The 7,275-nt window shown below is 76.7% G+C and carries 8 protein-coding genes; 6 read left to right on the top strand and 2 right to left on the bottom strand.

Annotation, left to right across the window (positions count from 1 at the left end; translation table 11 throughout):
* Together ACYVKY_RS01410 and ACYVKY_RS01415 are read right to left on the bottom strand one after the other, a co-directional pair.
* A partial coding sequence (locus ACYVKY_RS01410) for an SAM-dependent methyltransferase (RefSeq protein ID WP_460433201.1) occupies positions 1-728 on the bottom strand: 728 nt, incomplete at its 3' end.
* Entirely contained in the window at positions 725-1,456 is a 732-nt protein-coding gene (locus ACYVKY_RS01415; RefSeq protein ID WP_460433202.1) for a class I SAM-dependent methyltransferase, read from the bottom strand. The genes ACYVKY_RS01415 and ACYVKY_RS01410, both read right to left, overlap by 4 nt.
* Positions 1,457-1,599: 143 nt before the next feature.
* Here ACYVKY_RS01415 and ACYVKY_RS01420 point away from each other — a divergent pair, with 143 nt between their 5' ends.
* The 6 genes from ACYVKY_RS01420 (at position 1,600) to ACYVKY_RS01445 (ending at position 7,166) form a co-directional block, all read left to right on the top strand.
* The gene (locus tag ACYVKY_RS01420) at positions 1,600-2,508 is read left to right on the top strand and encodes a Rossmann-like and DUF2520 domain-containing protein (RefSeq protein WP_460433203.1); all 909 of its coding nucleotides are present in this window, start codon (positions 1,600-1,602) and stop codon (positions 2,506-2,508) included.
* Positions 2,509-2,554: 46 nt separating this feature from the next.
* A complete protein-coding gene (gene panC, locus ACYVKY_RS01425) occupies positions 2,555-3,454 on the top strand; it encodes a pantoate--beta-alanine ligase (protein ID WP_460433204.1) in 900 nt (299 codons plus the stop codon).
* Entirely contained in the window at positions 3,454-3,861 is a 408-nt protein-coding gene (gene panD, locus ACYVKY_RS01430) for an aspartate 1-decarboxylase (protein WP_460433207.1), read from the top strand. Before panC ends, panD begins: the two co-directional genes overlap by 1 nt.
* 11 nt (positions 3,862-3,872) lie before the next feature.
* Complete coding sequence (locus ACYVKY_RS01435) at positions 3,873-5,549, top strand: L-aspartate oxidase (RefSeq protein WP_460433205.1); 1,677 nt, start codon at positions 3,873-3,875, stop codon at positions 5,547-5,549.
* 251 nt (positions 5,550-5,800) lie between these two features.
* Entirely contained in the window at positions 5,801-6,643 is an 843-nt protein-coding gene (nadC, locus tag ACYVKY_RS01440) for a carboxylating nicotinate-nucleotide diphosphorylase (RefSeq protein WP_460433208.1), read from the top strand.
* A gap of 91 nt (positions 6,644-6,734) precedes the next feature.
* Complete coding sequence (locus ACYVKY_RS01445) at positions 6,735-7,166, top strand: VOC family protein (protein ID WP_460433206.1); 432 nt, start codon at positions 6,735-6,737, stop codon at positions 7,164-7,166.
* The last annotated feature ends 109 nt before the right edge of the window (positions 7,167-7,275 follow it).

Consider the following 7,275-nt stretch of genomic DNA (forward strand, 5'->3'; position numbering starts at 1 on the left):
GCGGCCGCCGCGTCGAGCGCCACGTGCGCGGTGACGTCGTGGCGGCCGTCCGGCACCGCGGCGGCGAGCCAGCCGGCGCGGTACGACGCGAGCGTCCCGGCGCGGGGACGCGCGCCCGCGACGTGGTCGTAGTCGACCGCCAGCGCGAGACCGTCCGGCCCGAGCGCCTCCTCGACCAGCGCGGCCCAGCGGACCTCCCGCGGCGTCCCCACCTCGACCCGGTCGCCGGGGCGGTACGGGCCGGGCCACCACCGGCCGGCCCAGGCGAGGTCGGCGGACGAGGCGTCACCGCCGAGCGACTCGGTGCCGTCGGTCGTGACCAGCACCTCGCGCAGGCGTCCGCCGTCGTCCGCCTCGAGCACCGGGCAGGGCACGACGTCGAGCAGCTCCCAGGCCACCAGCAGGGTCGGCCCGTCCGGGGGCGGCACCGCCGCGCCCCAGCCGACCGGACCGGGCAGGGCGTCCGGTCGCGGCACCAGGTCGACCCCCACGAGCACGAGCCCGGGGTCGGCGGCGTGCAGGGCGGCCAGCAGCTCGCCGCGACCCGCTCCCACCTCGACGACGCGACCGCACCCGGCCGACCGCGCGAGCACCACCAGGGTGGACGCCAGCACGTCGGCCGCCGCGTGCGAGGCGGTGCGGAAGTGCGACGAGGGCGCCTGCGCCCGGTAGAAGCCGTCGGGGCCGTAGAGGGCGTCCTGCCAGGCCCGCTCCCAGGGGACGCTCACGCCCGGCGCAGGACCAGGGCGACGTCGGTGACGGTGAACAGGAACTGGTCGCCCGCCGCGAGGTTCGCCAGCCCGGTGAGCCAGCCGGCCCCGAGCGGGGCGAGGTCGGGGTCGTCGGCCGCGGCGGCCAGGATGCCCATCGCCACCTTGAACGCCAGCGATCCCTCGTCGAAGCGGCGGTGCGGGTCGGCCCAGGCGTCGACGTGCACGACCGAGAACGGCGCGCCGCGTGCGGCGCTCGCGTCGGCCAGCGCGGGCAGCTTGCGTCCCATGAACCCGTCGGCCCGCTCGACCCAGGTGGGCACGGTGGCGACGAACCGGTCGACCAGGCGCCGGGTCAGCGCGTCGTCGGTCGAGGTGAACAGTGCCGTGTCCCAGTCGGAGTGGGCCAGGACCAGGATGCCGCCGGGTCGCAGCACCCGGTGGACCTCGGTGAGGTGGGCGACCGGGTCGGCCAGGTGCTCGACGGCGTTCAGCGAGACGACGCGGTCGAGCGAGCCGGTGGGGAGCAGCAGGTCCTCGTCGAGGTCGACGATGCGGCTCGTGACCCGCGGGTCGTGCAGCAGGTCGTCGTCGAGGTCGGACACCTGGTCGAGGGCGTGCACCACGGCGGGCTCGTAGGCGAGCAGCTGCCGCACCGTGCGGCCGTTGCCGCAACCGAGGTCGGCGACGTGCAGGCCGGGCTCGTCGAGGCGCGCCAGCTGGGCGATGCGTGCGTGCCGGCCCATGGCGCCGACCCTATCCGGGCCGGGCCACCACGCGACCCGTCCTGGCGAGGCGAGCGCGCACTTCGCGAGGCGCGCACGCCACGTCCAGTTGGCGGTCGCCCACCGAACGTGGTGAGCGGGAGCGGGGGACCTACCCTCGCGGGGTGGACGAGCAGCCTGGCGCGACACCCGCCTCCCGCCGCCCCGGCCGGCTCGGGGTCGGCGTGGTCGGCGCGGGCCGCGTGGGCGCGGTGCTCGCGAGCGCGCTGCGCCAGGCCGGCCACGCCGTCGTGGGTGCCAGCGCGGTCTCGGCGGCCTCCCGGGAGCGGGTCGAGACCCTGCTCCCCGGCGTGCCGGTGCTGCAGGTGCACGACGTGGTGGAGCGGGCCGAGCTGGTGCTGCTCACCGTCCCCGACGACGCGCTGCCCGACCTGGTCGCGGGCGTGGCGGCGGCGCACGGCTGGCGTCCGGGCCAGCTGGTCGTGCACACCAGCGGCCGGCACGGGGTGGGCGTGCTCGAGCCGGCGCTGCGCCAGGGGGCGATCCCGCTCGCCCTGCACCCGGCGATGACGTTCACCGGCACCAGCATCGACCTGGGCCGGCTGCCCGACTGCTGCTTCGGCGTCACCGCACCGGGACCGGTGCTGCCGGTCGCGCAGGCCCTCGTGGTCGAGATGGGGGCCGAGCCGGTCGTGGTCGACGAGGCCGACCGCGCGCTCTACCACGCGGCCCTCGCGCACGGCTCGAACCACCTGGTCACCCTCGTCGCCCAGGCACGGGACCTGTTGTCGCGCAGCGGCATCGACGACCCGGGTCGCGTGCTCGCCCCGCTGCTGCTCGCCGCGCTCGACGGCGCGCTGCGTCGCGGCGACGACGCCCTCACCGGCCCCGTCTCGCGCGGCGACACCGGCACCGTGCAGGCCCACCTGCGGGAGATCGGCGAGCGGGTGGGGCCGGGCGACGCGCTCGACGGCTACCGGGCGATGGCCCGCGCCACCACGGTGCGCGCGCTCGCGTCCGGACGCATCTCGGCGGCCCAGGCCCAGGAGCTGCTCGACGCCCTGGCGGGCTGACCGCCGCGCGGCGGGGCGTCCCGCCGCGCGGGTACGGTTGGCGCTCGTGACGACCCCGAGCACGAGGGCACCGGTGCTGGTGCGGACCCGGGCCGAGCTGCAGACCGCCCGCGAGGGGCTCGAGGGCCCGGTCGCGGTCGTGATGACGATGGGCGCGCTGCACGACGGCCACGCCACCCTCGTGCGCGAGGCCCGCCGGGTCGCCCGCAGCGTCGTGGTGACGATCTTCCTCAACCCGCTGCAGTTCGGCGCGGGCGAGGATCTCGCCAAGTACCCGCGCACCATCGACGCCGACCTCGAGCTGCTCGCCGCCGAGGGGGTCGACGTCGTGTTCGCGCCGGGCCCGGACGTCGTCTACCCCGACGGCGACCCCGGCGTGCGGGTGAGCGCGGGCGGCCTCGGCGAGGTGCTCGAGGGCGCCTCGCGCCCGGGCCACTTCGACGGCGTCCTCACCGTGGTGGCCAAGCTGCTGCACCTGGTGCGGCCGGACCTGGCCTACTTCGGCCAGAAGGACGCCCAGCAGCTGCTGCTGATCCGGCGGATGGTGCAGGACCTCGACTTCCCGACCGAGGTCGTGGCGGTGCCGACGGTGCGCGAGCACGACGGCCTGGCGATGAGCAGCCGCAACACCTACCTCACCGACGTCGACCGCGAGGTCGCGCTGGCGCTCTCGCGGGCGCTGCGCGCGGGCGAGGCGGCGGCGCCGGAGGGCGCGAGCGCGGTGCGCCGCGCGGCCCGCGACGTGCTGGTCGCCGAGCCGCTGTGCCGCGTCGACTACCTCGCGCTGGTGCACCCGACCTCGCTCGACGACGTGCCCGAGTGGTACTCGGGCGAGGCGCTGCTCGCCGTGGCCGCCCGGGTCGGCTCGACGCGGCTGATCGACAACGTCCCCCTCGTGCTGGGCGCGCGCCCCGGCACGACGTCGCAGGCAGGAGCAGACCGGTGATGCGCACGATGATGCACGGCAAGATCCACCGCGCGACGGTGACGCAGGCCGACCTGCACTACGTCGGCTCGGTCACGATCGACGGCGACCTGCTCGAGGCGGCCGACCTGCTGCCCGGCGAGCAGGTCGACGTCGTCGACGTCACCAACGGGTCGCGGCTGACGACGTACACGATCGAGGGCGAGCGCGGCTCGGGCGAGATCTGCATCAACGGCGCCGCCGCGCACCTGGTGCACCCGGGCGACGTGGTGATCGTCATCGGCTACGCGCTGGTCGACGACCGCGAGGCCCGCGAGCACCGCTCGCACGTGGTCTTCGTCGACGCGCAGAACAGGGTCGTCGAGGTCGGCCACGACGCGGGGCACGTGCCCGACGGGTTCGGCCTGCAGTCCTCCGGCGTGCGCTGACGGGCCGCCGCGTGGACGCCCTGCACCTCGCCCGCCGCCTCACCGCGCCCGCGCCCGGGTGGACGGTCGAGGCCGACGTCATCGTCGTCGGGTCCGGCATCGCCGGCCTCACCACCGCGCTGCGGGTGCGCCGCCGGGTGCCGCGGGTGCTGCTCGTCACCAAGACCGTGCTGTCGAGCGGCTCGACGCTGTGGGCGCAGGGCGGCGTGGCCGCGGCGCTCGCCGACACCGACAGCCCCGACGCCCACCTGCAGGACACGCTCGTCGCCGGCGCCGGCCTGTGCGACGAGGACGCCGTCCGCGCGCTGGTGACCGAGGGGCCCGACCGGATCCGCGACCTGATCGCCCTGGGCGCCCACTTCGACACCGGCGCCGACGGCGAGGTGCTGCTCACCCGCGAGGGCGGCCACCACGCCGACCGCATCGTGCACGCCGGCGGCGACGCCACCGGTGCCGAGATCTCCCGCGCGCTGGTCGCGGCGCTCGAGGCGGTCCGCGACGACCCGGGCATCGAGGTGATCGAGCACGCCCTCGTGCTCGACGTGCTCACCGGCGCCCCGGACGCCGACGGCGCCCCCGGGCCCGCGTGCGGCGTGAGCCTGCACGTCATCGGCGAGGGCAGCCGGGACGGCGTCGGCGCCGCCCTCGGTCGTGCCGTGGTGCTCGCCACCGGCGGCATCGGGCAGGTCTACACCTCGACCACGAACCCGAAGGAGGCCACCGGCGACGGGTCGGCCGCCGCGTTCCGCGCCGGCGCCGAGCTCGCCGACCTCGAGTTCGTCCAGTTCCACCCGACCGTGCTCTGGCTCGGGACGGGCGCGCGCGGCCAGCAGACGCTCATCTCCGAGGCGGTGCGCGGCGAGGGCGCCCGGCTGGTCGACGTCGACGGCCAGCGGTTCATGGTGGGGCAGCACGAGCTCGCCGAGCTGGCACCGCGCGACGTCGTGGCCAAGGCGATCGTGCGCCAGATGGCGGCCACCGCCAGCGACCACGTGTTCCTCGACGCCCGCCACCTCGGCCGGACCTTCCTCGCCGAGCGGTTCCCCACGATCAGCAGGGCCCTGGCCGAGCACGGGTTCGACCTCGCCGAGGACCTCGTGCCGGTGGCCCCGGCGCAGCACTACCACTCCGGTGGCGTGCGGGTGGACCTCGCGGGGCGCTCGACGCTGCCGGCGCTGTACGCGGTCGGCGAGACCTCGTGCACCGGCGTGCACGGCGCCAACCGGCTCGCCTCGAACTCGCTGCTCGAGGGCCTGGTCTTCGCCCACCGGATCGCCGACGACGTCACCGCCCGGGTCGAGGCCGGTGAGCTGCCGCGGGTCGACCCGGTCGTGCGCGAGGGCGCCAGCGCGCTCGTGCCCGGCTCGCGCCGGCCGCGCGTGCAGCAGGCCGCGACGTCCGGACCCGGGGTGATCCGCGAGGCCGCCGGCCTGCAGGCGGCCGCCGCCACGCTGGCCCGGGTGCGCACCCACCACGCCCCGCCGACGCCGTCGACGGCCGAGTGGGAGACCACGAACCTGCACCAGGTCGCGAGCCTGCTCACCCTCGCCGCGACGCTGCGCGAGGAGACCCGCGGCGGCCACTACCGGCACGACTTCCCGGACACCGACGACGCCCGCTGGCGCGGTCGCACGCACCTGCGGCTCGACCCGGACGGCACCGTCGGCACCCGCTTCGTCCCGCTCTGACCGTCCCCCCACCGGGTGAGCCGCGGGTGCGGCGAACGGGCGGTCCGACCGGGACGGACCAGGACGAAACGGCCGGGCGTCGCCGCGGGGCGCCAGGACGGTGGGCCGTCGGTGGCACACTGCGCCGCATGGGACGTCACTCCGTGTCACCGCAGGCGGTGCTGCGCCGCCCCGGCGACGGGCCGGGCTGGCCGGTCGGCACGGTCGAGGAGCTCGAGGCCGCCGACCTGTCGCCGGAGTGGGTCGGCGCGATGGTCAGCTACGTGGTCTCCGAGGACCTCGGCGGCAACCCCGGGCGCGACGTCACCACCCAGGCCACCATCCCGGTCGAGCAGCGGCGCACCGTGCACGTGGTGGCCCGCGCCGACGGCGTGCTGGCCGGCCTGCCGCTGGTGCCCGTGGTGCTGGCCGACGTCGCGCGGCGGCTGCAGGTCGACGTCCCGGTGCTCGAGCCGCTGGTGCGCGACGGCACCGCCGTCGTCCGCGGCGACGTGCTGGCCCGCATCACCGGGTCGACCCAGGTGCTGCTGATGGCCGAGCGCACCCTGCTGAACCTGGTCTGCCGCGCCTCCGGCGTCGCCACCCACACCCGGCGCTGGGTCGAGGCGCTCGAGGGCACCGGCGCGATGGTGCTCGACACCCGCAAGACGACGCCGGGCCTGCGGGCGCTGGAGAAGTACGCGGTGCGCGCAGGCGGCGGCACGAACAAGCGGATGGGCCTGTACGACGTCGCGATGGTCAAGGACAACCACAAGCTCGCGGCGGGGTCGCTCACCGCGGCCGTCGACGCCGTCCGCTCGACCTTCCCGGACGTGCCGGTGCAGGTCGAGGTGACCACGGTCGAGGAGGCCGTCGAGGCCGTCGGCGCCGGCGCGCGGTTCCTGCTCTGCGACAACTTCGACGCCCCCACGCTGGCCGACGCCGTGAAGGCGGCCCGCGCGGCCACCGACGAGCGGCTCGAGATCGAGGCCACCGGCGGGCTCACCCTCGAGGTCGCCGCCGAGTACGCGCGCACCGGCGTCGACTACCTGTCGGTCGGCGGCCTGACCCACTCCAGCCCCGTGCTCGACCTCGCGCTCGACGTCGTCGACTGAGCTCCGCCCGTCCGTCGATCGGAGCGGGCCCCGCGCGTCAGGGTGGTGAGAGCGCGGGCGACCGCCCGCGCGCCGACCAGGAGGTCCGACCATGACCAGCACCAGCAGCCCCGAGGCCACCCACGCGACCCGGGCGACCGGACCCGTCGAGGGACCCGTCGAGGGATCCGTCGCCTGGTACGAGATCCAGGTGCCGGACCTCGAGCGCGCGACCGCGTTCTACACCGCCGTCTTCGGCGCGACGGCCCAGCCGTGGGAGCAGTACGTGATGCTCCTGGACGCCTCGGGGCGCCCGTTCGCGGCGCTCGAGCGCAGCGACGCGCCGGTGCCGGCCGAGCCCGCCGTGCGGGTCTACTTCCAGGCGCCCGACCTCGAGGCGGCCCTGGCGGCCGTGGTGGCGGCGGGCGGGACCGTCGAGCGGGAGCGCGCGCTGATCAGCGACGACTTCGGCTGGTGGGCGCTGGCCCGCGACCCGTTCGGCCACTGGCTGGGGCTGTGCACCGACCGCCCCGCGGCGGGCTGACCGCGCCGGCTCAGGCGCCCGGGCGGCTGCGCACGGTGCGCAGCGACGGGGCGGGGACGAGCGTCCGGACCGCCCCCCGCCCACCCCGGGTGCCGGCCAGCGCGGTCGT

The sequence above is a fragment of the Angustibacter speluncae genome, assembly GCF_054777815.1.

Excerpts from the sequence above, each read along its gene's own strand:
- ACYVKY_RS01445 (WP_460433206.1), top strand. The coding sequence starts at position 6,735 with ATGACCAGCACCAGCAGCCCCGAGGCCACCCACGCGACCCGGGCGACC.
- ACYVKY_RS01415 (WP_460433202.1), bottom strand. The coding sequence starts at position 1,456 with ATGGGCCGGCACGCACGCATCGCCCAGCTGGCGCGCCTCGACGAGCCC.
- nadC (WP_460433208.1), top strand. The coding sequence starts at position 5,801 with ATGGTCAGCTACGTGGTCTCCGAGGACCTCGGCGGCAACCCCGGGCGC.
- panD (WP_460433207.1), top strand. The coding sequence starts at position 3,454 with ATGCGCACGATGATGCACGGCAAGATCCACCGCGCGACGGTGACGCAG.